General features: G+C 47.5%; 23 protein-coding genes. 13 read left to right on the top strand and 10 right to left on the bottom strand.

The window, feature by feature from the left end:
- Positions 1-56 precede the first annotated feature (56 nt).
- The 8 genes from arsC (at position 57) to RGU72_RS19810 (ending at position 8705) form a co-directional block, all read left to right on the top strand.
- Entirely contained in the window at positions 57-494 is a 438-nt protein-coding gene (gene arsC / locus RGU72_RS19845; protein ID WP_322121390.1) for an arsenate reductase (glutaredoxin), read from the top strand.
- Entirely contained in the window at positions 463-1197 is a 735-nt protein-coding gene (arsH, locus tag RGU72_RS19840; RefSeq protein ID WP_322121699.1) for an arsenical resistance protein ArsH, read from the top strand. The genes arsC and arsH overlap by 32 nt, the downstream gene beginning before the upstream one ends.
- Positions 1198-1438: 241 nt before the next feature.
- A complete protein-coding gene (locus tag RGU72_RS19835; RefSeq protein WP_322121389.1) occupies positions 1439-1933 on the top strand; it encodes a hypothetical protein in 495 nt (164 codons plus the stop codon).
- A gap of 175 nt (positions 1934-2108) precedes the next feature.
- Entirely contained in the window at positions 2109-3617 is a 1509-nt protein-coding gene (locus tag RGU72_RS19830; RefSeq protein WP_322121388.1) for a TolC family protein, read from the top strand.
- A gap of 9 nt (positions 3618-3626) precedes the next feature.
- Positions 3627-5066 (top strand): copper oxidase, encoded by a 1440-nt coding sequence (locus RGU72_RS19825; protein WP_322121387.1) that lies wholly within the window; start codon positions 3627-3629, stop codon positions 5064-5066.
- Between the two features lie 70 nt (positions 5067-5136).
- Positions 5137-5511 (top strand): copper resistance protein CopC, encoded by a 375-nt coding sequence (locus tag RGU72_RS19820; RefSeq protein WP_322121386.1) that lies wholly within the window; start codon positions 5137-5139, stop codon positions 5509-5511.
- Positions 5512-6513 (top strand): copper resistance D family protein, encoded by a 1002-nt coding sequence (locus RGU72_RS19815; RefSeq protein ID WP_322121385.1) that lies wholly within the window; start codon positions 5512-5514, stop codon positions 6511-6513.
- 179 nt (positions 6514-6692) lie between these two features.
- Positions 6693-8705 carry an alpha/beta fold hydrolase gene (locus tag RGU72_RS19810; protein ID WP_322121384.1) on the top strand — a complete coding sequence of 671 codons (2013 nt, stop codon included), beginning with the start codon at positions 6693-6695 and terminating at the stop codon, positions 8703-8705.
- 146 nt (positions 8706-8851) lie between these two features.
- On the opposite strand, the gene RGU72_RS19805 is transcribed toward RGU72_RS19810, so the two are convergent.
- Positions 8852-9553 carry an HAD family hydrolase gene (locus tag RGU72_RS19805; protein ID WP_322121383.1) on the bottom strand — a complete coding sequence of 234 codons (702 nt, stop codon included), beginning with the start codon at positions 9551-9553 and terminating at the stop codon, positions 8852-8854.
- A gap of 282 nt (positions 9554-9835) precedes the next feature.
- Here RGU72_RS19805 and RGU72_RS19800 point away from each other — a divergent pair, with 282 nt between their 5' ends.
- From RGU72_RS19800 to RGU72_RS19785, 4 genes are all read left to right on the top strand, one after another.
- A complete protein-coding gene (locus RGU72_RS19800; RefSeq protein ID WP_322121382.1) occupies positions 9836-10729 on the top strand; it encodes an NAD kinase in 894 nt (297 codons plus the stop codon).
- Positions 10730-10828: 99 nt separating this feature from the next.
- The gene (gene recN, locus RGU72_RS19795; protein ID WP_322121381.1) at positions 10829-12475 is read left to right on the top strand and encodes a DNA repair protein RecN; all 1647 of its coding nucleotides are present in this window, start codon (positions 10829-10831) and stop codon (positions 12473-12475) included.
- Between the two features lie 24 nt (positions 12476-12499).
- On the top strand, positions 12500-13606 hold the full coding sequence (gene hemH, locus RGU72_RS19790; protein ID WP_322121380.1) for a ferrochelatase: 1107 nt from the start codon (positions 12500-12502) through the stop codon (positions 13604-13606).
- Positions 13603-14454, top strand: coding sequence for a symmetrical bis(5'-nucleosyl)-tetraphosphatase (locus tag RGU72_RS19785; protein ID WP_322121379.1), 852 nt, complete (start codon positions 13603-13605; stop codon positions 14452-14454). Before hemH ends, RGU72_RS19785 begins: the two co-directional genes overlap by 4 nt.
- A 175-nt stretch (positions 14455-14629) precedes the next feature.
- Here RGU72_RS19785 and RGU72_RS19780 read toward each other — a convergent pair whose 3' ends face one another.
- From RGU72_RS19780 to RGU72_RS19740, 9 genes are all read right to left on the bottom strand, one after another.
- The gene (locus RGU72_RS19780; RefSeq protein WP_322121378.1) at positions 14630-15457 is read right to left on the bottom strand and encodes an SAM-dependent methyltransferase; all 828 of its coding nucleotides are present in this window, start codon (positions 15455-15457) and stop codon (positions 14630-14632) included.
- A 21-nt stretch (positions 15458-15478) separates the two neighbouring features.
- Positions 15479-17209, bottom strand: coding sequence for a GGDEF domain-containing protein (locus RGU72_RS19775; protein WP_322121698.1), 1731 nt, complete (start codon positions 17207-17209; stop codon positions 15479-15481).
- A 58-nt stretch (positions 17210-17267) separates the two neighbouring features.
- Positions 17268-17480, bottom strand: a complete 213-nt coding sequence (locus RGU72_RS19770) for a hypothetical protein (protein WP_322121377.1) — start codon at positions 17478-17480, stop codon at positions 17268-17270.
- Between the two features lie 142 nt (positions 17481-17622).
- Entirely contained in the window at positions 17623-18363 is a 741-nt protein-coding gene (locus tag RGU72_RS19765) for a lysophospholipid acyltransferase family protein (RefSeq protein WP_322121376.1), read from the bottom strand.
- 275 nt (positions 18364-18638) lie between these two features.
- A complete protein-coding gene (locus RGU72_RS19760; RefSeq protein WP_322121375.1) occupies positions 18639-19922 on the bottom strand; it encodes a dihydroorotase in 1284 nt (427 codons plus the stop codon).
- Between the two features lie 35 nt (positions 19923-19957).
- Positions 19958-20917, bottom strand: coding sequence for an aspartate carbamoyltransferase catalytic subunit (locus tag RGU72_RS19755; RefSeq protein ID WP_322121374.1), 960 nt, complete (start codon positions 20915-20917; stop codon positions 19958-19960).
- Positions 20910-21422 (bottom strand): bifunctional pyr operon transcriptional regulator/uracil phosphoribosyltransferase PyrR, encoded by a 513-nt coding sequence (pyrR, locus tag RGU72_RS19750; RefSeq protein ID WP_322121373.1) that lies wholly within the window; start codon positions 21420-21422, stop codon positions 20910-20912. The genes RGU72_RS19755 and pyrR overlap by 8 nt, the downstream gene beginning before the upstream one ends.
- 34 nt (positions 21423-21456) lie before the next feature.
- A complete protein-coding gene (gene ruvX / locus RGU72_RS19745) occupies positions 21457-21936 on the bottom strand; it encodes a Holliday junction resolvase RuvX (protein WP_322121372.1) in 480 nt (159 codons plus the stop codon).
- Complete coding sequence (locus RGU72_RS19740) at positions 21936-22658, bottom strand: YqgE/AlgH family protein (protein ID WP_322121371.1); 723 nt, start codon at positions 22656-22658, stop codon at positions 21936-21938. Before RGU72_RS19740 ends, ruvX begins: the two co-directional genes overlap by 1 nt.
- Before the next feature lie 98 nt (positions 22659-22756).
- Between RGU72_RS19740 and RGU72_RS19735 the strand changes: the two genes are divergently transcribed.
- A complete protein-coding gene (locus RGU72_RS19735; protein ID WP_322121370.1) occupies positions 22757-24274 on the top strand; it encodes a deoxyribodipyrimidine photo-lyase in 1518 nt (505 codons plus the stop codon).
- Positions 24275-24349 lie beyond the last annotated feature (75 nt).

Here is a 24349-nt window from a genome sequence, read left to right as displayed (position 1 = left end):
TTTTAAGCTAACTATTACTTAATTACTTAATCACTTAATTACCTAGGCGGACTTCCATGACGATCACGATTTATCACAATCCCAAATGCGGCACCTCGCGCAATACGCTGGCCTTAATACGCAATACCGGCATCGAGCCAGAAGTCATTGAATACCTGATCACGCCGCCAAGTCACGATAAATTGCTGGAGTTAATTGCGGCCATGGGCATCCCGGTACGTGACTTGCTACGACAAAAAGGGACGCCGTACGAAGAGCTCAAATTGGACGACAGCAAATGGACTGACGATGAGCTAATCAACTTTATGTTGACCCATCCCATCCTGATCAACCGCCCGATTGTCGTCACGCCAATGGGAGCTAAGCTATGCAGACCGTCCGAACTGGTGTTAGATATTTTACCGTCACCGCAACTGGGTGAATTCGTCAAAGAAGATGGCGAAAAAGTGATCGAATTGATTGATAACGAGGCTCGCCGTGTCCAAGCTAAATGATCTGCCTAATCTGGATCAGGACTTATTTACAGTACCTGACAATACACAGTTAAGACCCGCAGCGCCTGCCACACATGCGCCGCGTTTTTTACTGTTGTATGGTTCGCTACGCGAGCGCTCGTATAGCAAATTACTAACGCTGGAGGCGGCTCGTTTGTTAGAAGCGATGGGTGGTGAGGTACGCGTATTCGATCCACAAGGCTTGCCTTTACCGGACGGCGCGCCAGAGGATCATCCCAAGGTCAAAGAGTTACGTGATTTATCTTTGTGGGCGGAAGGCATGGTCTGGTGCTCGCCAGAACGCCATGGCGCGATGACCGGGATTATGAAAGCGCAGATAGACTGGATTCCTCTGTCAATCGGCGCTGTGCGTCCGACACAGGGTAAAACGCTGGCAGTCATGGAAGTTTCCGGCGGATCGCAATCGTTCAATGCTGTCAATCAGTTGCGCATTTTGGGTCGCTGGATGCGTATGCTGACGATACCCAATCAATCATCAGTCGCCAAAGCATTTTTAGAATTCGATGATGCGGGACGGATGAAGCCATCAGCGTATTACGACCGTGTGGTGGATGTGATGGAAGAGTTGATGAAGTTCACGCTGCTGACCCGCGATGTCGCACCGTATCTGGTGGATCGATACAGCGAACGTAAAGAGAGTGCCGAGGCTTTGTCTAAACGTGTGAACCAAGGATCGATATAAAGACCGATTAGAAAACGTGACGTCCATCTGAATTAACCGACATACGGCAAAATCATCCAGCACTACATTCTTACGTAAAAAAATATACTCCCCCTATTTTTTATAAAATATCTCTTATCGTCCAGACTTTATATGGACACTCTATATATACATATGACAGTATATTAATAACCCATAGGCAATTGTGCAGCGGACTGAGATCAAAACAGAAACCAAATGGAATCGCATCAACACTGGCGCGATGTCCGCTAGCGTATTTTCCCGCTATAATCGTCGCCATATGAAAAAGCCCGTCAGACTATTCTTATTATGGATATTGATGATTGCGATCCCGCTGCAAGGTTTGGCGGCGGCGTCTATGCTGATGTGCGGCAGTCAGCATCATATGAACCCATCACACCCAATGCAACAACACGCAAGTCCATCAGATCAGCAAGTTATGCATGATGAAATGCATCACGATATGCTAAGCGATCAGGTGAACAATGCATTAAGTAATACTGTGAGTAATACAGCCAGCAACAATAGCCATAGCCACCACAGTGGCGATACCAATCTATCGGTCAAACATAAATGTAGTGCCTGCGCCGCTTGCTGTGTCGGTGCTGTGATTCTGAGTGATGCGATCAAACCGCAAGTCAATGCAGCCGCATCTGAACGTATCGCTTTTCAAACCATCTCCCACGTTGGATTTATTACCAACGGTCCAGAGCGCCCTCCTCGATTTTTCGCTTAAGCAGTGTCTTGTCGCGTCCGCAATTTGTCATTGCGGTCATACAGTGTCAGCACTCGCATGCTGTAAGCCCAAAACTATAAGCCATAGTTAAATAAGCCATAGTTAATCTACTTTTTTCTGTCTCCATCAATGGGAATTTCTACCATTCGCTGGATGACTAACCAAGAGGTATCGCATGAATTACCTGAAATCGTCCTATGCATATTGGGACATTATTTATCTATTACCAAAGCGATCGCGCGGCTACATAAAACGCTGCTCGGCATTTACGGCGTGCATCACGCTCTCTGCCTGCGCCTCATTTAGCCAGGACGGTGGCTTCGCCGTTGTACAACAAACAGCTACCGACAAACTGCATAAAAACGTGCAGTGGATTAAAAGTGATGTAGACCGGCAGCAAGTCAACGACCGCAATAAAGAATTACTCGCTCAAGCATTAACGGTTGACGCGGCGGTGCAACTCGCGCTGCTGAATAACAAAGGCTTGCAGGCCTCATTTGATACGTTGGGCATTGCTGAATCTGATCTGGTACAGGCAGGTCGCATGAGCAATCCTGGTTTCAGCTTTAGCCGCTTGCGACGCGGTGATGAAGTTGAATTTGATCGGGGCATCAGCTTCAATATTGCCCGCTTGATTGCGATGCCACTCACTAGCAAAATGGAGCGTCATCGCTTTGAGCAAACCCAGCGTCAGGTCATGATGGAGATGCTGATCATGGCGGCAGAAACCCGTAAAGCCTACTTCATCGCAGTGGCAGCAGAAGAGTCGGTACGCTATCTTCAACAAGTCAAAAGATCTGCCGAAGCCGGCGCAGAACTGGCCAAGCGCATGAAAGCAGCGGGCAACTTTAATTCCCTGCAAGAGGCGCGTGAACTCAGCTTTTATTCCGACGCAGCGCTCAATTTGGCGCGTGCGGATCAAGCCCGTATCCGCAGTCGCGAGCGTTTGATTCGCTTGCTTGGAATAGATCAATTCAGTGAGGAAAATACTGGCGTAACGAGTTTCAAACTACCTGAGCGCTTACCTGATCTTCCCGATGTTTTGACTCTGACTGATGTTAAGACTGAATCGGATGAAGAAGCAACGGTGATAAACAAGCTCGTTGTCCAACGACTGGATGTGCAGGCAGCTAAGCTGAATACGCAGCAGTTAGCAGAGAGTTTGGGCTTGAACAAAGTTACCCGCTTTATCAACGTACTGGAGCTCGGTGGCGTACGAAATACCTCCAACCAACAAGCGACGCAACATGGTTATGAAGTACGCCTAGAGTTACCACTATTTGACTGGGGCACGGCACGCACTGCCAAAGCGGAGGCGCTCTACATGCAGGCAGTCAATCAAGCCAACCAGACTGCTTTGGAAGCCCGCTCTGAAATCAGGGAAGCCTATGCTAACTATCGCGCCAGTTATGACATCGCCAGGCATTATCGGGATGAGGTCGTTCCCTTAAAAAAACGTATTTCACAAGAGAATCAACTCCGCTATAACGGCATGTTTATCAGCGTATTTGATCTGCTGGCCGATGCGCGCTCACAAATTACCAGCGTCAATAGCGCGATCGATGCGCTCAAAGATTTTTGGCTAGCACAAGCGGATCTGGAGATGAGCATGACTGGCAAGCCCAGCATGATTTCATCACAATCCACAGTGATCTCTGTCTCCGGTTCTGCCGCAGAACACTAAGGAATTATTATGACCAATCGTCGACATTTTTTAAGTGGTATGGGTACGATGGCTGGCGCTGTGGCAGGCACCATCGCCGCCGCAGTTACCGGCGCTTCTGTGAGCAAAGTGGCCATGGCCGCATTGCCCGAACCAGCCACACAAATCACACCGGATACCATGCCGCCACTACACCCGACTACGGGCAGACCTTACAACCCGGTGGTGACACTCAATGGATGGACGCTGCCTTGGCGGATGAATAATGGCATCAAAGAATTCCATCTGGTCGCAGAGCCAGTCGTACGTGAAATGGCACCCGGCTTTAAAGCACATCTATGGGGTTATAACGGTCAATCGCCGGGCCCGACGATCGAAGTCGTTGAAGGCGACCGGGTAAGGATTTTTGTGACAAATCGTTTGCCAGAACATACCAGCGTACATTGGCATGGGCAACGCCTGCCCAATGGGATGGATGGTGTATCTGGTCTGACCCAGCCGTCAATTCAGCCCGGAAAAACCTTTGTCTATGAGTTTGTGGCACGTCGTCCCGGCACCTTTATGTATCACCCGCATGCCGACGAAATGGTGCAAATGGCGATGGGCATGATGGGATTTTGGATTACCCATCCTAAAACGAAACATCCTCTAATCGATGAGGTTGATCGTGATTTTGTATTTCTGTTGAATGCTTACGACATCGATCCCGGGGCTTATACGCCTAAGATTATGACGATGCTGGATTTTAATTTATGGAGCTGGAATAGCCGGATTTTCCCCGGCATTGATCCCTTGGTCGTGCGCAAAAATGACAAGGTAAGAATACGCATCGGCAATCTGACGATGACGAACCATCCGATTCATATCCACGGACATGAGTTCCAGGTCACCGGTACCGACGGCGGGGCGATCCCGAAAACCGCACGCTGGCCAGAAGTCACTACCGATATCGCGGTAGGACAAATGCGTCAGATCGAATTTGTCGCCAATGAAGAAGGTGACTGGGCATTTCATTGCCACAAATCGCATCACACCATGAATGCCATGGGGCACACCGTACCGACCATGATCGGCGTTGATCACGCCAAAGTCGCAAAGGAAATTACCGATTTAGTGCCTGCATACATGGCAATGGGCGACAGTGGTATGGCGGATATGGCCCAGATGCAAATGCCACTACCGGATAACACCGCACCGATGATGACGGGCGACGGCCCATTTGGTTCTGTCGATATGGGTGGTATGTTTAGCGTCGTCAAAGTACGTAAAAATCAAGCTGCGGGCGACTATAAAGATCCGGGCTGGTATCAGCATCCCAAAGGTACGGTCGCATTTGAATGGGTGGGCGCGCTGCCTGAGGCAAAACGTCTTTCACCGGAAGGGACTCAAGCGGCGCCAGAAAACATCAAGCCTGAAAAAGAGATTGAAGTACAAATCCGTAAGCCCGAGGGACATATGCATCATCCTTAAGGTATCTTGGTTGTCCTCACTTAGTTGTCCCTATTTAGTTATCCTTAATCATCCGTCATCAGGACTCAATATGAACTCAAGAAACATCAAAAAATTAGTAGCCACAAGCTTTTTATTGTTGGCAGGACTTACCTCGCTGCACGCGCATGCGCATGGCAAACTGGAATCGTCATCACCGAAAGCGGCCGAGGTGCTAGATCAGTCACCAAAAGAAATCCGTATCCAGTTTAATGAAAATCTGGAAGAGACATTCAGCAAAATACAATTGCTAGATGCCAAAAAAAACGCGCTGGCTTTAGACAAAAGTATCGTTGATAAAACCAATCCTAAAATCATCTCGGTTGCTGTACCCAACTTGTCCGCAGGAGACTATCAGGTGCAATGGACAGTCATGACGCAAGACGGTCATAAAACCAAAGGCACATTTAGCTTTAAGGTGAAGTAAGTGGCAGAAATAGGAGTGATACAGCATCTGGCTACCTGGGCGTTAAATCTGGCATTTGCGATTATGCTTGGCGCGCTGGCGTCACAAGTCTGGCTTAGCTCTGGGCTTAGCTGGGGAGGCAACCGGAAGAGCCTTGCGGGATTAACAAGGCAACCATCATCCTGGGCACTTACTGCTGCGTCACGCTTGAAGCGCATCCTGACAATCTCGACAATCATCACACTACTCGCCAGTACCGGCGCACTGTGGATAGAAGCTGCGGTTATGGCTGAACTGCCGCTACTAGCGTCATGGGATGCCGGCATCGCACTGGCAACCAGTACCCATTTTGGATACGCTTATTTGGTCGGCGCTTCCGCCTTGGTCATGGTCGTTTTTATCAATATATTCCTATCGAAACGAACGACATCTCATCAGTATTTACGGACTCAAAAAATCATCCTCGCAATCTGCATCGGAGTATTTGCTTACAGCCGCAGTGTCGTTAGTCATGCGGTGATATCCGGTGATTTCACCTGGTCAGTGATGATCGATTGGGTGCATCTGCTACTGGTCAGCTTATGGGTTGGAGAAGTACTGATCGCGGGATTGAGCGTGCTCGCCAAACCGGTAGGCTCGCTGCAAGATCACCGACGCGATTGCGTTAGTTATGTCACTGCACTGTCGCACTCTGCTAGCTGGGGGTTAGTCGGCATTTTTATAACCGGTGGCCTAAACGTATGGCGAGGGCTAGGTGACGTCAACAGTGTCAGCGCAATCACAGACAGTGCGTACGGCATTACTCTGCTACTTAAAATTGCACTGGTAATTGGTGCCGCAGCACTAGGCGGATATAACCGTTTTTATGTGATGCCTGATTTACTGCAGGCATTAGAAAAATCTAAGCAACATCCGACAGAGCGGCGGTTTACTTTAATACTGCAAGCAGAAGCGATCATTTTGTTGATCGTCATTTTTGTTGCGGCGATACTCAGTTCGACTTCGCCACCATCGGCTAGTTAATGCGGATAGCTAAGTTAGTAGCTTGATTAATAGCGCCAAATTCCAATATATTTCGTTACTGATTAACGACACTATTGGTCTTAATTTGCAGTATTGTGAAAATAAATTAACTTTACATAAAAACATTATTTATCCTCGGCTATGATTGATTTCTTTTTCAAAAAATCAAATCAAAATTTATGATTAGTAATTTCATTGGCCGGAGTAAATTAATTTTTACTATTGCGATAATTGGTGTCATTTTATTTTCAACAGCATCAAATTCACGAGCTAGCGCAGAACAAACCTCTGTTGACATTTTTTTTGAAAATCCAAAATTAGATAAAGCCGCCCTATCGCCAGACGGAAAATATCTGGGGGTATTAGTTGCAACAAAAAGTGGACGTATGCAATTGGCGGTCGTAGATCTAGCAACAAAATCGTCCAAAATTATTAGTGGCTTCAGCAATGCAGATATCGACGAATTTCATTGGGTAAATGATGACAGGTTGGTATTTAGTACGAAGGATAAGAATGTAGGCATCGGTGATAATCGATTTTTCCCAGGTCTGTATGCGATAAACCGTGATGGATCAGGGGCAAGAACCTTAGTTGATCGTGTTTGGGGAGAAGAATTTACTACTGGAACCATCATTAAAAGCCGCATTTTGCGCGCAGACAATTATTTTTATTCCGTCGATTTTAGTAAGGGATCAAATAGTGTATTTGTCGTGCATCCGGTTTGGGATGCTGTTTATGATTTAAAAGCATTGTCGCTAATACGACTAGACACAACAACCGGAGCCGTTGAACGCATAACAAGACCTGGGGATAGCAAAGAATGGTTGATTGATCAATTTGGTACTCCGCGCATCAATATAACTACAAACGAGGGTGTCAGCACCATTTACTATCTCGATCCCAAAACAGAAAAATGGCGTCAATTATCTCAATTCAATACCTTCAAAGAAGGAAGTTTCACGCCATTTTCTTTCGGCCCGGACGGATCATTATATGTAACCGCTCGAAACGGTCACGATACAAGTGCTTTATACCGTTTTGATTTAGAGAAGAATGCTATTGATCCTAACCCACTGGTTTCAATTACTGGTTACGATTTTGACGGTTCAATGATTTTTGATTTCTCCAAGAAAAAATTGTTGGGCGTTCGTTACGAAAATGATGCTTCATCAACGATCTGGTTTGATGAAGAAATGAAAAAAATTCAAACGTCGATCGATACTTTATTACCAAATACCATCAACGACTTATCCATCTCAAGGAATGGAGTGAGTCAGAATGTTCTAATACGCTCCTACTCAGATGTGCAGCCAGCAACATTTTTAATTTACGATATAACAACTAAGAAGTTAGATTTAATTGGAGGAAAACATCCCGACATAGAATCAAAGAAAATGGCAGCACAAGATATGGTGCGATACAAAGCAAGAGATGGATTAGAAATTCCGGCTTATTTAACATTGCCTCAAGGCAAAGCCAATAAAAATTTACCCATGGTGGTTTTAGTGCATGGCGGTCCGTTTGTTCGCGGAGTAAACTGGGGCTGGGATCCGGAAGTACAGTTTTTAGCGTCTAAAGGCTATGCGGTATTGCAGCCAGAATTCCGTGGTAGCACCGGTTACGGATATAAACATTTCAGAGCAGGCTGGAAACAATGGGGCCTTGCTATGCAAGATGATATCGCCGATGGTACAAAATGGGCGATACAACAAGGAATCGCCGATCCGAAACGTATCTGTATCGCTGGGGCTAGTTATGGCGGATATGCGGTACTAATGGGACTAGCAAAAAATCCAGAATTATTTCGTTGTGGCGTGAATTGGGTTGGTGTAACGGATTTAAACTTAATGTACCAGTCAAACTGGAATAGCGATGCCGACGCTCAATGGCAAAACTACGGAATGCCTGTATTAATTGGCGACAAAGTAAAAGACGCAGCCCAACTAAAAGAAACTTCACCAGTTGAAATAGCAGATCGTATTCGGCAACCGCTGCTACTTGCTTATGGTGGATCAGACAGACGTGTTCCTATCGCTCATGGGAAAGACTTCTTAGCTGCCGTCCGCAAGACAAACTCATCAGTTGAGTGGATTGAATATGTTGAGGAAGGTCATGGCTGGGGATTGGTCAAAAACCGATTAGATTTTTGGAACAAAGTAGACCACTTTTTAGACGCCAATATTGGTAAATAATATAGGTGAATGAGCGCTCGATCTAATCACTGATTACCTTTATATCGGCGACTATCAGATCGAGTCTAACTACTCAACTATCAAAATACAGTGGTTAAGTTTTTTTAGATTCGCAGCATTTTGATTCAAACATCGAGTCAATACGCTCAAGCCAAAAACATCGCTAGCACATCATGCACACTCGCTACCACGGCATCTGGCTTAATATGTGCATGATGTGGCTTGTCTTGTGCGACTTGGTGGCGGTTCATCCAGACGCCTTGCATACCGGCGCGTTGCGCGCCCTCTACATCTAAGAGTAAGTCATCGCCGACATACATCACCTGTTCTGGTGACAAATCTAAGGCATTGCATGCAGCACTAAAGATTCTTGGATCGGGCTTGGCGCAGCCAAATTTGTGGGCTGCGAGTGAAACATGGAAATGAGGCGCCAGACCAATAACATGCAAATCGGCAAAGCCATTTGAAATGGAACCCAGTTTGACGCGCTTGCTCAACGCCTGTAAACCCGGTACTACGTCATCATAGAGACTGACTTTGTTACGGGCATCGGCAAAGACCGCCATAGCTTCATCAGCCTTTACCACATCAACTTTAAATTCCTGGAACAATTTCGATAACAATGCGTGGCGCAGCGACCACAAATCATATTGGAAGCGCGGATTGGTTTTGACCAGCTTTTCGCGATAACTGCGCATGCGGTCGATCGAATAATGTTGTGCTACTTCTGGCGTATTAAACATCATCCACTGGTATAAGCTCGCCTCGGCATATTGAATCACTGGTGCGACGGGCCACAAGGTATCGTCTAAATCGAACAGCACTGCCTGAATCTTAGGACTACTCATCGTCACTTCTCATCTATTTTTTGGGAATTTCGCCCACTTACAGCGAATTGCAGAGGCTTGTCGCTATTTGGAATATCCAAATCAAACGCAATTATGGTCTAATCTGAGTCAATCGGAAACTTCTAAAATCCTTTAATCGAGATGCCGCGCTAGGCACAAAACAAAGCAATACGTCGGTATTGCGAGGCTTTAAGGCTTTGCAACACCTACAACGCGGGGCGCTCGATTATGGGGTTTTTACAGGTTTTCAGTCCGTCATCCGTGCTCACATTACCAACCTTTATGACCTCTTCGTCTAAAACCATCGCACTGATAGGCAAATATAACGCCGCAGGCATTATCGAATCCTTGACTGAGCTAGCCGATTTTTTAGGCCAGGCCGGTCACACTGTCGTATTCGACGAAGAGACTGCACAAAATATCTCAGTAGAAGGATTTAGCGTGCTGTCGGTACCTGATATCGGGAAAAACGCTGACGCCGCGATTGTCCTCGGTGGCGATGGCACAATGTTAGGGATCGCCCGCCAGCTTGCCCCCTACAATGTGCCGCTAATCGGTATCAATCAGGGGCGGCTTGGTTTTATTACCGATATCCCGCTGGACCGCATGCTGCCCGTCATTACAGAAATGCTGGAAGGTAATTATGAATCCGAAAAACGCAGTTTGTTGCAAGGTATTGTGATCCGTGACGGCGAGCAGATTTTTAGCGGAATGGCATTTAATGATGTTGTGGTATCGCGTGGCACCGGGTCTGGCATGGTGGAATTGCGGGTCGATGTCGATCAGCATTTTATGTACAACCAGCGCTCGGACGGTCTAATCGTTTCTACTCCGACTGGCTCAACGGCGTATGCGCTCTCGGCCGGTGGCCCCTTATTGCATCCTAGCCTGAGCGGCATTGTGATGGTGCCAATTGCGCCGCATGCCCTGTCCAATCGCCCGATAGTGTTGCCGGACTCCAGTGAGATCGTAATTGAAATCGTCGCAGGCCGAGATATCAGCGTCAATTTTGATATGCAATCCTTCGCCAGCCTAATCTACAAAGATCGAATCGTGATCCAGCGATCCGCTCATACGGTCACCTTTTTACATCCAAAGGGCTGGAACTATTACGACACCTTGCGGCAGAAATTGCATTGGAATGAGTACCCGTCAGTAGAGGGCGCTTTACGTTAAAATAGCTAGCGTAGAACGACACCAGCTATCGGTTGATAGCAGCGCATTTTTTGCATTCATTCCACCTCTTGTTATCTCTTTTTTACACCGAATCCCCTTATGCTGCGCACGCTTGCTATCCGTGATTTTGTTATCGTCGATGCGATAGAACTCGATTTTTCTGCTGGCTTCACCGTGTTCACGGGCGAAACCGGCGCTGGTAAATCCATTTTGATTGATGCCCTCAGCCTCTCTTTAGGCGGACGTGGCGACGCCAGTATGGTGCGTGAAGGTGCCGCTCGTGCCGATATCTGTGCAGAATTTTCTTTAGACGCCAATTCATCCGTATGGCTGACGGAGCATGACTTTGCTAATGACGACAATCAACTCATTTTGCGTCGGGTGATCGACAACGCTGGTCGCTCCAAAGCCTATATCAACGGCATCACCGCTACCGCAGGACAGTTACGTGAACTGGGCGATTTGTTAGTCGACATTCATGGTCAGCATGCACACCAGTCTTTACTTAAAAGTGATGCGCAACGGGCGCTGCTGGATATGCAAGGTGGCTTGCAAGCATCCGCGCAAGAAGTCGCACAATTATTTAAAACCTGGCGCAATCTGGTCAAACAAAGAGAGGAGTTTGAACGCGACTCCAAAAACGTTTTGCTAGAAAAAGAACGTCTGGAATGGCAGGTTAAAGAACTCGATAAGCTACAAATTCAACCTGGTGAATGGGAAAGCATCAGCCATGAACATAGCCGTCTGGCACATGCCGCCAGTCTGCTCGAAGGAGCGCAAGAAGCTGCCGATCTAATCACCGAATCCGATCACCCTATGCTGTCGCAGCTATCGTCGTTGCAACAAAAATTATCCAAATTATTGGATTACGATCCTGCTCTGCAACCTGTGATTGACGTACTAGATTCTGCCCGCATCAACTTGCAAGAAACTAGCTATGCATTAAATGATTATCTGAGCCGGATCGAACTTGACCCGGCACGCTTGCGTACGGTAGAAGCGCGGATGGAAAGCATTCATTCCACTGCACGCCGCTTTCATGTGACGCCTGAGACCTTACATTTAGAGTTTGCGACCTTGTCCGAACAGTTGCTTCAATTGGCAGATGCATCAGATATTCAGGCACTCAAAGCGCAGGAAGAAAAAGCGTTTGCCACCTACAAAAAAAATGCACAACAGTTATCCAAAGCACGTCGTCAGACAGCCCAAGAATTATCTGCAGCAGTAACGACAGCAATGCAAGATCTGAGTATGAGTGGCGGGTCGTTTGCGATCGCTTTATCTAAATGTGAACCAGCCAGTTACGGCCTGGAGCAAATCGAATTTCAAGTAGCGGGTCATGCTGGTGTACAACCAAGATCATTGGCAAAGGTGGCCTCCGGTGGCGAGCTAGCGCGGATTTCACTGGCAATCTCAGTGATCACCTCGTGCGCGACCGCCACGCCGACACTGATTTTTGACGAGGTGGATAGCGGCATTGGTGGCGGTGTTGCCGAAGTCGTCGGGCGTCTGCTAAAACGTTTAGGGCAGGACCGGCAAGTACTCTGTGTGACTCATTTACCGCAAGTCGCAAGTCAGGCCAATCAACATTTTGAAGTCAGCAAAAACAGTGATGATGGCAAAACCCATTCACAGATCGCCAGACTCGATTCCAAACAACGGGTAGAAGAAATTGCCCGCATGTTGGGCGGACTGGAAATCACCGCAACCACGCGCAAACATGCCAGAGAATTGCTGGCATCTTAATTTAAAAAACTTTAATAAAAAACTATGCGCTTCCTCAAAGAACCAGATCACACCCACGGCAAAATAGGCAAAATCGCTGTCGTCTTAATCAATCTTGGCACACCAGATGCGCCGACGACTTCCGCAGTGCGTCGCTATCTGAAAGAATTTTTATCTGATCCGCGGGTGGTAGAGGTACCGCGCATGATTTGGTGGCTGATTTTAAATTTAATTATTTTGCCATTTCGCTCCAAACAATCTGCGGCTAAATACGCGTCGATCTGGACCAAGGATGGATCACCGTTAAAGGTGCATACTGAAAAACAAGCGGTGCTCTTAAAAGGCTATTTGGGAGAACGTGGACATGAAGTGCATGTGACCCATGCAATGCGCTATGGCTCGCCCAATATCCCGACTGTTTTACAAAAATTGAAAACCGATGGCTATGACAGGATTTTGATTTTGCCTGCCTACCCGCAATATTCAGCGACGACGACCGGTGCCAATGCAGATGCAGTTTTTCAGCATTATCAAAAAATTAGAAACATGCCCGAGTTGCGTATGGTCAGGAGTTATCACGACCATGATTCCTACATCCGCGCACTCCGATTCTCGATCATGAACCACTGGCAAAGCTATGGTCGCCCTGACAAACTGGTCATGAGTTTTCATGGATTGCCAAAAGCATTTTTAATGCGCGGCGATCCCTATCATTGCGAATGCTATAAAACTGCCCGTTTATTAGCGGAACAATTAGGTCTGACTAAAGAGCAATATGTTGTGACTTTCCAATCAAGGCTGGGACGCGCAGAATGGCTGCAACCCTATACAGCCCCCACAGTAAAAGCGCTCGGACAACAAGGTACCAAACGTATTGATGTGGTTTGTCCCGGCTTTATCGCCGATTGCCTAGAAACCTTGGAAGAGATAGCCATGGAAGTCCGTGATGAATTTTTGCATGCCGGCGGTAAAGAATTTAATTACATTCCCTGCCTGAATGAATCGCCAGAGTGGATGCGCGGGCTAGCAGAAATTACCGAGCAACATCTGATCGGCTGGCCGACGATGATGACAGTCAGTATGCGAGACAAGCAAAAGCAAGATGCGCAAATTAGTCGATCAGAATCTAAACGTTTAGGTGCAGAGCATTGACTACCTCAGCCCAATCTAACAAGGTATTTGTCATTGGCGACATCCAAGGTTGCCATGATCAGTTGTTAGAACTGATTGCGCTGATAGACAAAGATGTACCGCAGCAAGCCCCGGCTCCCCGTCTGTTATTTGCGGGCGATCTGGTCAACCGTGGCCCGAAGTCCTTAGCCACGTTGCGCCTTATACGCAGTCTGGGTGAACGCGCAAATAGCGTGCTGGGCAACCACGATCTGCACTTACTCGCCGTCGCCAACGGCATCCGCAAAGCCCATCGCAACGACACCATCGACGATATCTTAGCGGCACCCGATCGGGAAGAATTATTGACATGGTTGCGTCATCGCCCGCTCGCCTTGTTGGAGCAAGGTCATCTGCTAATCCATGCTGGCGTTTTTCCCGCATGGACAATAACAGAAGCCTTGAACTTGGCTCACGAGGTGGAAACGGTTTTGCGCGGTGATCACTATGTGGATTTTTTGAGTCAGATGTATGGCAATACACCCGATCAATGGAGCGATACTCTGCAAGGCGCAGACCGCTACCGCTGCATCGTCAATGCCCTCACTCGCATGCGCTTTTGCAGCAGCGATGGGCTGATGGATTTTGCCAGCAAAGATGGCATGGGCGATACGCCTGATGGTTATTTCCCTTGGTTTGACGTTCCAGGTCGTCAGACCGCAGGCGAACCGATTGCCTTCGGGCACTGGTCAACACTGGGCTTGATCATTCGTGACGACTTGTTGAGTTTAGACACTGGCTGCGTCTGGGGTGGCAAGCTGACGGCGGTATGCCTTAATGATCACAGCGTAGTACAAGTCGATTGCCCCCAGCAGCAAAAACCGGGCTAAAGCTAGATGATCTATCCGACTTTGATTTAAAAAATGTCAAACGGAGTGTCCAATCATTCTGCGGCTTCTGGCACGAAAATGACCTGCAAGCAGCATAATCATTGGACGATGCTTTTAACCTTAGAGTGCGCATGGCGCATCCTATAGTTTTAATTCCATAACGAGGCAATCAAGCTTACGCTGCTTGCTGACTCACTCTACTCGCCTCTGCAATCGCATTCAATTGATCCACGATCGTCTGATCCAATTGCATCGTCTGTGCTGGCGGGATCACCAACGTCGTAATTGTTTTGAGCATCGCCGTTGGTAAGTCGCCTAAACGCACTTTATCAATACGCGTCTTTTCCATCGGATTGGTGGCGGCCTCGTACAAAATAACTTCGTGCTCCAGAGGATAGTAACGAGCCAGTTTATTCACCAGTATTTGTAAGTGCGCGGTATTGGTCTCAAACTTCTTCATGCTCAAATCACCCGCTAAGCCAGGCTGCCACAAGATTTGTAGGCAGGTTGGATCAAGCACATGCTGGTAGATCATAAACTGCGTTGTCTCCATAGACTGCATGCCCGTTTTGGCCGGATCAATCCCGATATCTGCCACCAGACAATCCTCTGCAGAAATGCCAGGCTCCATCACGGCGCTATAACCCTCGGCTCTGGCATCGGCAATTGCCATGTGAGCGATGCAGGCAAAAATGCCGGGGTGCCCATAGAACGCAGCACAGACAGTTTTACCGGCACGCACCTGATCCAGAATTGTGTCGGCCATACGGCGATAAGTATCACGCCGATCTTTACCTTCGATCTCGACATCGCTGTAATAGCCGAGCAAACAAATATATTCTTTAGCGATATCTTGCAGCCATTTGCGGGTAAAAATATTAGGCACGACAGCAACGACCACATCGCTGTTTTCAATATAGCTTTGAGCGATTGGGGTCAGATGCCCAGCCATTCTTAAACCAGTGCCAACACAAATTAACTTACCTTGCTTTTGATTGGACATAGACGTTCTTTAGATAAAAAACTACTGATGATGGACGGATACACAGTTACGCCCCCGAGATTTAGACAAATATAAGGCCTGATCCGCTGCTTCCAGCGTCGCTTTGAATGTACGATTTGGGCTGACAGGAAAACTGGCGACGCCAAAACTAGCGGACAATTTGAATTGATGACCGCTTGCGGTGGTGTCAATAGATTCAATCGCATTGCGGCAGCGCTCTGCTAACTGCAGGGCCGTGTCTGAATTCGAGTCCGGCATACAAATGGCGAACTCCTCACCTCCAAGCCGTCCGAACAAATCTACTTTACGGAGCTGAGACTGCACTACCTCGGTCACTGTCTTCAAGACCCAGTCACCTGTAGCATGACCAAAAGTGTCATTCACTTTTTTAAACAAATCCATATCGAACAAAATGATACTCATCCCACTAGAATTTTTTTCAAAAATATCGGTCGCACAAGTCATAAAGTGCATACGGTTTGCGACCTGCGTTAAGCCATCTGTTTGGGAAAATTGACGAAAGCGATTTTTTTGTTCCAGGGTTTTCATCAACCAGATCAAAATGGATAGCAACAATCCCATGACAAAAATTACTGCTATCAGCAACAATTGATTATTACGCTTTTCTAATTGTTGCTCTATACGAAGAACCTTATTTTTCTCCTCCAGCAAACTCATTTGATTAGCTTTATCCTGCATATCAAACTTGACACGTTGGTAGGCAACGCTTTTTTGCAATTGCTCATTCAATACTTTATCTTTAAGTACTAATGCAGCGTCAGAATATTCTAAAGCAGCAGCTAGCTGCCCTTGAGCGCGCTTAATGAGTGCCATAGTCGTATTAATTTTTTGCCTGACTTGCATAGACTGATTTATTTTTTCATGCTCGTACGCACTTAGACCATGAGTCTCTGCAAGCGAGAAATTCCCAATTTTCAGATACGCCTTTGCTATGGCCTCCTCTAGTTCACAAAAATTATTTAATTTTTGATCAGCTTTGGAATATTCAATCAGTAGAGGTAGCCCCAGCTTGATTCCCTGTTGATATGAGTGCTCCTCAATTAAATCAATTACCTCGTAACCCCTAAGAAACAGCACAATACTTTTCCGACCATTAGCGTTGCAACTGTCGATTGCATCTTTCATTAAAGAAAGAGCATCAGCATGATTTCCACGTTCAAAATTGATCTGTACCTTATTCGCATAGCCGATACATTTAGCTTGGAAATTACCTTGGGGGCTGGGAAGGCTAATTATCCTGTCAGCATAAGATAACGCATCATCATAAGCGCGTAGAGAAGATAGAAGAGTTGCAGCCGAATGGAGAATACCGATTTGTGCGGTGTAACTGTCTATCGTTGGCAGTAATAAAATGCTTTGATTCATTGCATTTAGTGCATTGTCATATTCTCCTAGCGCCGTATAAGATGCGGATAGTTGATTTAAAAATTTAACTTTAAGATTCTGATCAGTTATATTTCCGATTACTGACTGAACAATATCAATACGCTCTTTATGAAGCCCCACAAATCCTAAATATGAAGCTTTATACAATACAAATTTATTAGATTGCTCTTGAGTAAATTGTATTTTTTCGGCTGTTAAATGTTGCAATACAACAGTGGCCTTTGCTATATCCCGGTCTATATATTGTAAAAAGAGTTGAAGTTGTTGATCAATTTCTTCGGCACTATCTGCAAATACAGAGGATGTAAAAGTCAGTAGCATCAGAAAAATAATTGATACAGTCACTTTCAAAATACGTCCCCTTCCAAGTGTTTTTTAGAATAGAAGATTCTAAATCTAAATTTTAAACTCCTTGAGTAACTTCAATGCTCGGAAGTTCATCGGCAGAAATACCAATCAAATCTGCGACGGCATTTTTATCACCCGACATAAACGCGTCCTGCTCTTCTTCAGTCAAACCAAAAGTGGTCATTGCGCCTGCAGGATCTGCGTTGTGTGCATCACGAGCGGAAGCATCTTTATCGAGCACATTCAAATAATCCAATAGTTTTGACATAATCGTTTTCCTTTGGTTGGGTTAAAGATAAGGTACAGCCGTAAGGATTCTATAATGTTTCTTTTAAACACTGGAAAAAATCTGTCACTTCTGTGCTCGATACGTAGCGGCCAGAAGTAAAAATTTGTATCGATTATTGAGCTTACGAACCTAAGCCCTCGCCGACAGATACCCAAGCCGCTTGTGCTACCTCTCTCCGGTGTGCGTTTTCAGTTGAAATGAGTGGTAGACGAATCAGATCGGCTGTCATGCCGCCGCCTTGCAAAATCAGTCGCATGCTTTCGACAAAGGTCATCTCGCCGATAAAATCCGCTGCGGTGTGCAATGCTCCTTGAGCATCGACATAGCGGATGGCAAAGGGTTGGACCGGGACGCGGGCTTCGATGGCGGCTTCAAACAGATTGGCGTGGAACGGCAAAATTGCACCCTGTGCTGCGGTGGTGCCTTCTGGAAAAAAGGCGATGCGTTTGCCTGCTTCGATCTGATGTACCAGGCCTTCATAGATGCGACGTACTTCGCGTTGCTTGCCGCGGGCTAAAAAAATCGTGCCCGCCTTTTCGCACAGCCAGCCGACCAGTGGCCATTTTCGGATGTCGGATTTGGCGACGAAGTGGCAGGGTTGCAGCGTATTTAATACGAAAATATCTAACCAGGAAACATGATTGGATACAACCAGCACGTTGGAAGACGCGTGCGCTGACGGTGAGTCGGCTGCGCGATCAATCAAGCGCACTCTGACTTTGCAAATGGTAAGTAAGTTTTTAGACCAGCGGCGGATTAGCGCCTCGTGCGTTGCAGTGCTAGTCCATGGAAAAATCGCCGCGCAGGTGAGCATGCCCGCAAACAAGTGAACGATGATACGTATAAAACGCCAAGCTATCATGCCTACCCTGTATCTTTTTTACAGGATTTACGCAAAACCGCCCCGACCGCGTTGCAGCACCTAGCCGTAGCGAAGCACTGTCGTCATCGCTACGCCTTGTTGGGACAATTTTGCGTAAGTCCTATTTTAGTTAAATATATACTGGGAGTAGGTATTTTTAATTGTCCATATATTATTTGGACATTAAGTATGATTTTTACCCATACTCCCCTATTTTTGCCAAACAACAGGCACTTCAGTTAGTCAGCCAACTGTGTACGGACTAGCGACTTTGGCTAGACCACTTCATACGCAACATGACCAGATACGATGGTGGCTTTGACGATGCCGGGCAGTTCATAGCCGATAAATGGCGTGTGCTTGCCTTGACTAGTCAGGGCTTTGGGTTCGACCAACCAACGGGCTGCTGGATCGAACAGACACAGGTCGGCGACGCTGCCGACACTCAACACACCGCAAGGCAAGCTGGCGACCTTGGCGGCACCGTTGGTGATTGTCGACAAAGCTTGCGTCATGGAGACTGTGCCGTGGCTGTCCTCTACCCATTTCAGAGTCAGCGACAAGAGTAATTCCAAACCAGTGGCACCGGGTGATGCCTCGGCAAATGGCAGCAGTTTTTCATCATCATCGACCGGCGTGTGATCTGAGCAGATGGCGTCTATCGTGCCATCTAATAATGCGCTACGGATCGCATCGCGGTCACGCTGGCTGCGCAGTGGCGGCGTGAGGTGGGCATTGGCGTCGAAGTAGCCGATGTCGGCATCGGTCAGGTGAACGTGATGCGCGCCGACATCGCAAGTGAGGAGCAAACCTTCTTTTTTTGCCTGCCGCACCAGATCTAACCCGGCAGCAGATGAAATACGACATAGATGGACTTTGGCACCTGTCGCACGCATCAATTCAAATAAGGTGTGCAGTGCAATCGTTTCTGCCATAACGGGCACACCGGATAAGCCAAGGCGCGATGCCAGCGGTCCGCTGTGGGCAACACCACCTTTACCGATAAAAGCATCTTGCGGACGCAGCCAGACGGTATAAGAAAAAGTGCTGGCATATTGCAGTGCGCGTTGCAGTATGTTGGTGTCGGCAATGGTGACATCCGCTTGCGAAAAGCCGATGCAACCAGCGTCGGTCAGCGCAGACATTTCTGTCAGGGCTTCGCCTTTCAATCCAACGGTGAGTGCGCCCAAGGGATAAACATGTGCCTTGTTTTGGATTTTGGCGCGTTGTTTGAGCATCTCGACCAAACCGGATTCGTCCAGTACTGGATCAGTATCTGGCGGACAAACCAGACTGGTCACGCCACCGCGCATGGCAGCTTGCAACTCGGACTCTAAAGTGGCTTTATATTCAAAACCCGGCTCACGCAAACGGGCGCTGAGATCGACCAAGCCTGGCGCGACAATCAATCCGGTCGCATCGATGATTTTATTCGCGACAAAATCAGCAGGCGCCTGACCAATGGCGACGATCTTGCCAGCGGCAATATAAATATCCTGCACGCCGTCGATCTGGTTGGCGGGGTCAATCACTCGGCCATTTTTGATGTGTAGTTTCATACTGGTTTTTCTTCTTTATTTTCTACGTGATAATATCAATTACCAGCGACGATGCTCATCACCGCCATCCGCACCGCGATCCCAAATGTCACTTGCGGCAAGATCACTGCCTGCGGACCATCGGCGACCGCAGAATCAATCTCTACACCACGATTCATCGGACCTGGATGCATCACGATGGCATCTGGTTTTGCTAATGCCAGTCGCTCCGGTGTTAAGCCATAGCTTTTAAAATATTCTTGCGCGGAAGGGAGTAAGGCACCACTCATGCGCTCATTCTGCAGGCGCAGCATGATGATCACGTCGACGCCTTTGAGACCTTCATCCATATTATTAAACACGCGCACGCCCATCTGTTCTAATCCCCCCGGTAACAAAGTGCGTGGGCCAATCACGCGCACTTCTGGCACGCCCAAGGTCGTCAGTGCGTGGATGTCAGAACGCGCAACACGGCTATGCAATACATCGCCGACAATAGCGACCGTCAGATTAGTAAAATCTTTTTTGTAGTGACGGATAGTGTACATATCCAACAAACCTTGGGTCGGATGCGCATGACGTCCATCCCCGGCATTGATCACATGTACATGATTTTGCTTAGTGTCATTGAGATGTTTGGCAATCAGAAACGGTGCGCCGGAGGTGGCATGGCGCACAACAAACATATCGGCATGCATCGCAGCCAGATTGTCTATCGTGTCTAATAACGATTCGCCCTTGCTGGTACTGGAGGCGGAAATATTAAGATTGATTACATCAGCAGACAAACGTTTTGAGGCAATCTCGAACGTGGTGCGGGTACGGGTAGAGTTTTCAAAGAACAGGTTGAAGACACTTTTACCGCGCATCAGAGGGACTTTTTTAACTTCTCTGTCGCTGATACTGACGAAAGAGGAGGCGGTATCCAAAATATGATTGACGATGGATTTTGGCAAGCCGTCAATCGTCAGCAGGTGCTGGAGTTCGCCATTTTTATTGAGTTGGGGATTATGCATGATCGATTGAGAAGCTAAGTTGTCCTGAATCTGCACGTCGCAGATTGACGGATGAAGAGGGTTCAAATTCGGCAGTGTGGGCGACGAAATCAGCGGCGATCGGTAGTTCGCGGCCACCACGATCCAGTAAAGCAGCCAGCATGATTTTTGCGGGGCGACCGTAATCAAAAAGTTCGTTAATCGCTGCCCGCGTGGTGCGACCGGTGTAGAGCACATCATCGACCAAGATAATGCTGGCACCGTTCACATCAAACGGAATTTGGGTCGGCTTGACCTCGGCGTGCAAACCTTTTTCGGCATAGTCATCACGATAAAACGAGACGTCGATAAATCCAGGTTTGATCTGCAGCCCCAAGTCGCCGGTAAGTCGCTCAGCAAGCCATGCACCACCTGAATAAATACCGACAATCGCAAGATGATCATCGTTGGCAACACGCGCCTTAATTTGTGCCAGCAATTGCTGGTAGAGCATCTCTGCTTCTGGTAACTGCTTCGTAGTGGTCATGGCAAGATTTATTTAGTAGAGTCAATTAGTGAGGTTAATTCGTGGCATCAAAATATTGTTGCAGTATGAGTGCCGCAGCTTGTGCATCAATACGCTCACCACGTTTAGCATGGATGACGGCGGAAGAATAGCGTTCATCAACCAACTCCACCTGCACGGAAAACCGGCCATGCAGTTGATTAGCAAACCGCCGGCAGCGCTGCGTCATTTCATGTTCGGCACCGTCGGGATGCATGGGTAAACCAATCACACATAAAATAGGTTGCCAGGATTTGATCAGCGCAGCAATTTCATCAAACTTAGCATCATTGGTAGCAGCGCTGATTATGGAGAGCGCCTGCGACTGTCTGAGCACGGTATTACCAACAGCAACACCAATACGCTTCAAACCAAAATCAAATGCCAATATCGTGCCTGTAAGAATGTTAGAGCAAGGTGCAGAACCGGGAACAATAACGGAGGAAGTAACGGAAGAATTAATCGATTCTGGAGCAGACATAGCGAGACTTGTCATCAGGCGTGTCCTGCCTCGGAGGCGAGCATCAGCGGATCAATGCCGAGTAATTTTATCGCTGCCAGAAATCGCTCTTCTATCGGCAAGTCGAATAAAATTTTGGCATCTGCTGCTACCGTCAACCAGCCGTTGGCTAAAATTTCTTGTTCAAGCTGACCCGCACTCCATCCGGCATAACCAATACTGACCATGACTTGTTCCGGCCCATCGCCAGAAGCTACGGCTTCCAGTACATCGCGCGATGTGGTGAAAGCAATCTCGTCGGTTACCTTGAGTGAGGAAGAAAACTTGCCAACCGGAGCATGCAATACAAAGCCCCGGTCATCCTGCACGGGGCCGCCGAACATCACAGGCTTCTCACGCATGGGATGGGAATTGGGGATAATTTCTAACTTAAGATCAATCCTGTCAAACAGGCCCGCGACTGTCAGATCAGTCGGCCTGTTAATCACTAAGCCCATAGCGCCGCGCTGATTATGTTCGCACAGGTAAATCACGGTTCCACCAAAAATCGGATCGAGCATGGATGGCATGGCGATCAAAAAATGATTGGTCAGATTTAATTCCGCTGCAGATTTTGCTTGCGGTTGGTGTTGCGGCTCAGAAGAGTTTGGAGCAGATGCGCCAGAAGACGCAGGAGACACTTGATCAGGCGCAATAGTAGCCTCGGGCTCTTGTCGCACTGGATTGTCGGACTTCGGGGGTTTAATTTGCTTCGCCATGGCGACATTTTAGCATTTTTGGCGTGCTTTTTCGATGTGTGCTAAGGTGCGCAAACACTCGCATTGCCACCTGAAAATCATGTCAATTAATTCATAAAATGACCTCTTCTTCCCCGACAACCCATCCTGCTTCCACCGATATTTTGCCCGTTTCTTTAGTCTGGTTCAGACGTGATTTACGCAGCTTTGACCATGCTGCCTTATATGCCGCGCTGAAACACAGCGCAGCGGTATATTGTGTTTTTATATTTGATGCCACGATTTTGCAAGGACTGCCTGCCAACGACAGGCGCGTCTGGTTTATCTACGAAAGCATCAAAGAATTAGCGAAAGAGCTGAAAAAAATGGGCGGGAGTCTGATAGTCCTGCATGGCGACTCTGAGGAAGAAATACCCAGACTGGCAGCGGAGTTGCGTGCCTCTGCCGTGTTCGCTAATCATGACTACGAACCGCAGGCAATTGCACGGGACAACATTGTTAAAACTCGGCTAGCCAGTTTTAACTGCGCACTCCACACCTGCAAGGATCAGGTGATTTTTGAAAAAAACGAGGTCTTGTCCTTGGCTGGCACAACTTTTTCAGTATTTACGCCTTACAAAAACGCGTGGCTAAAAAAATTCTATGCAGAAGGCAGCGACTTTTATAGCAAGCCTTATCCGCTTGAAACCTATGCTGACCGATTAAGAGCATTTCTGGATGAAAGCATACCAAGCTTGCAGGCAATGGGGTTCAGCGACACAAGCGACTCCCATATGAATATACCGGCAGGCATGTCCGGCGGAGCCAAATTGCTTGAGGATTTTTTACATCGAATTCATCGATATGATGTGGCGCGGGATTATCCGGCAGTTAAAGGTCCCTCGTATCTATCGGTACATTTACGGTTTGGGACTGTCTCAGTGCGCCATTTGGTCAGAGAGGCGATGGCTTGCGTGCGTACAGTGGCAGACCAATCGGGCGCACAAACCTGGTTGAATGAACTGATCTGGCGGGATTTTTATTTCATGATCCTGAATCACCATCCGCGCGTAGTTGGTCATGCTTTTAAACCTGATTATGACGCCATCCAGTGGGAAAGTGGCGCTCGCGCAGAATCCTTATTCGCGGCCTGGTGTGAGGGACGTACTGGCTATCCATTAGTCGACGCTGCCATGCTGCAACTGAATCAAACTGGCTATATGCACAACCGCTTACGAATGGTGACGGCCTGTTTTCTGATCAAAGACCTTGGGATAGACTGGCGCTGGGGTGAGCGTTATTTTGCGCAACATTTAAATGATTTTGATTTGTCGGCAAATAATGGTGGCTGGCAGTGGGCGGCCTCTTCTGGCTGTGATGCGCAACCCTATTTCCGCATCTTTAATCCTGTAACACAATCAGAGAAATTTGACGCAGAAGCTAAGTTCATTCGCAAGTATTTACCCCAATTAAGCAAGCTCAGTAACAAGCAAATTCACGCGCCCTGGACACAGACAACTGAGGTCTTGGAACTTGCTGGTATCCGCTTAGGTAAAAATTATCCTATGCCGGTGATTGCTCATGATCAGGCGCGTAAGGCGACACTGGCACGCTATGCCGTTGTGAAAAAACCGGACGAAAAAAATGCACCTGATTAGGGTGCATTTTTAAGACTCGTCAGAACATTTTTACTGAGAAGTTTAATCAAGAAGCTGATCTAAAATTGAACTTCT

This window comes from Undibacterium sp. 5I1, from assembly GCF_034314085.1.
Taxonomy (GTDB): Bacteria; Pseudomonadota; Gammaproteobacteria; order Burkholderiales; family Burkholderiaceae_D; genus Undibacterium.
Note: the sequence above shows the minus strand (reverse complement) of the source record. Positions and strands in the feature narration are given on the sequence as shown.

Excerpts from the sequence above, each read along its gene's own strand:
- recN (WP_322121381.1), top strand. The coding sequence starts at position 10,829 with ATGCTGCGCACGCTTGCTATCCGTGATTTTGTTATCGTCGATGCGATA.
- ruvX (WP_322121372.1), bottom strand. The coding sequence starts at position 21,936 with ATGACAAGTCTCGCTATGTCTGCTCCAGAATCGATTAATTCTTCCGTT.
- RGU72_RS19820 (WP_322121386.1), top strand. The coding sequence starts at position 5,137 with ATGAACTCAAGAAACATCAAAAAATTAGTAGCCACAAGCTTTTTATTG.
- RGU72_RS19765 (WP_322121376.1), bottom strand. The coding sequence starts at position 18,363 with ATGATAGCTTGGCGTTTTATACGTATCATCGTTCACTTGTTTGCGGGC.
- RGU72_RS19770 (WP_322121377.1), bottom strand. The coding sequence starts at position 17,480 with ATGTCAAAACTATTGGATTATTTGAATGTGCTCGATAAAGATGCTTCC.
- RGU72_RS19755 (WP_322121374.1), bottom strand. The coding sequence starts at position 20,917 with ATGCATAATCCCCAACTCAATAAAAATGGCGAACTCCAGCACCTGCTG.
- RGU72_RS19780 (WP_322121378.1), bottom strand. The coding sequence starts at position 15,457 with ATGTCCAATCAAAAGCAAGGTAAGTTAATTTGTGTTGGCACTGGTTTA.
- RGU72_RS19740 (WP_322121371.1), bottom strand. The coding sequence starts at position 22,658 with ATGGCGAAGCAAATTAAACCCCCGAAGTCCGACAATCCAGTGCGACAA.
- RGU72_RS19835 (WP_322121389.1), top strand. The coding sequence starts at position 1,439 with ATGTCCGCTAGCGTATTTTCCCGCTATAATCGTCGCCATATGAAAAAG.
- pyrR (WP_322121373.1), bottom strand. The coding sequence starts at position 21,422 with ATGACCACTACGAAGCAGTTACCAGAAGCAGAGATGCTCTACCAGCAA.
- RGU72_RS19810 (WP_322121384.1), top strand. The coding sequence starts at position 6,693 with ATGATTAGTAATTTCATTGGCCGGAGTAAATTAATTTTTACTATTGCG.
- RGU72_RS19735 (WP_322121370.1), top strand. The coding sequence starts at position 22,757 with ATGACCTCTTCTTCCCCGACAACCCATCCTGCTTCCACCGATATTTTG.
- RGU72_RS19760 (WP_322121375.1), bottom strand. The coding sequence starts at position 19,922 with ATGAAACTACACATCAAAAATGGCCGAGTGATTGACCCCGCCAACCAG.
- RGU72_RS19805 (WP_322121383.1), bottom strand. The coding sequence starts at position 9,553 with ATGAGTAGTCCTAAGATTCAGGCAGTGCTGTTCGATTTAGACGATACC.
- arsC (WP_322121390.1), top strand. The coding sequence starts at position 57 with ATGACGATCACGATTTATCACAATCCCAAATGCGGCACCTCGCGCAAT.
- hemH (WP_322121380.1), top strand. The coding sequence starts at position 12,500 with ATGCGCTTCCTCAAAGAACCAGATCACACCCACGGCAAAATAGGCAAA.
- RGU72_RS19825 (WP_322121387.1), top strand. The coding sequence starts at position 3,627 with ATGACCAATCGTCGACATTTTTTAAGTGGTATGGGTACGATGGCTGGC.
- RGU72_RS19830 (WP_322121388.1), top strand. The coding sequence starts at position 2,109 with ATGAATTACCTGAAATCGTCCTATGCATATTGGGACATTATTTATCTA.
- RGU72_RS19800 (WP_322121382.1), top strand. The coding sequence starts at position 9,836 with ATGACCTCTTCGTCTAAAACCATCGCACTGATAGGCAAATATAACGCC.